Annotated in this window: 1 protein-coding gene; it reads right to left on the bottom strand. The window is 62.8% G+C overall.

Annotation, left to right across the window (positions count from 1 at the left end):
* Positions 1-103: 103 nt before the first annotated feature.
* Positions 104-519, bottom strand: a 416-nt coding sequence (locus F8N80_RS30960; protein WP_191633009.1) for a gamma-glutamyltransferase, incomplete at its 5' end; no start/stop codon positions are given.

Below are 519 nucleotides of genomic sequence, written 5' to 3'. Positions count from 1 at the left end.
GCTCTTGGGGTAGAGCCTTGGAGAGGCGCGGATGTTCAATCCCACACACCTCCAGATGCGGGCGCGGACTTGCCCGCGCCGGCATTTTGTAGCGCATCAGGCCTCAGTAGCCCAATGACAGCCCCGTGTTGCGACGCGGGTCATTCGCGCCATAGAAGCGGTTGTTACCCACCGGCTTGCAGCCCAGGGACGGCGCGCCAAACAGGATCGCCGCCAAGTGGTTGGCATCTTGCGGGCCTGCAAACTTGTGGCCCCAGCTTTCGAGGATCTTCTGGGTGTCCGGGCTGACCGCGAAGGTCTCAAGGTTAGTGGTTTCCGGCATCCACTGCTGGTGGAAGCGCGGCGCGTCCACAGCCTCCTGGATGTTCATCTTGTAGTCGATGACATTCAGGATCGTCAGCAAGGTGGCGGTGATGATACGGCTGCCACCCGGTGTCCCCACCACCATCACGGCCTTGCCGTCCTTGGTCACGATGGTCGGGCTCATCGACGACAGCGGCGCCTTGCCCGGCGCAATGG

The organism is Pseudomonas fluorescens (genome assembly GCF_902497995.1).
Taxonomy (GTDB): Bacteria; Pseudomonadota; Gammaproteobacteria; order Pseudomonadales; family Pseudomonadaceae; genus Aquipseudomonas; species Aquipseudomonas fluorescens_BK.
The sequence above is the reverse complement of the archived record's forward strand: the minus strand, read 5'-3'. Positions and strand labels throughout refer to the sequence as shown.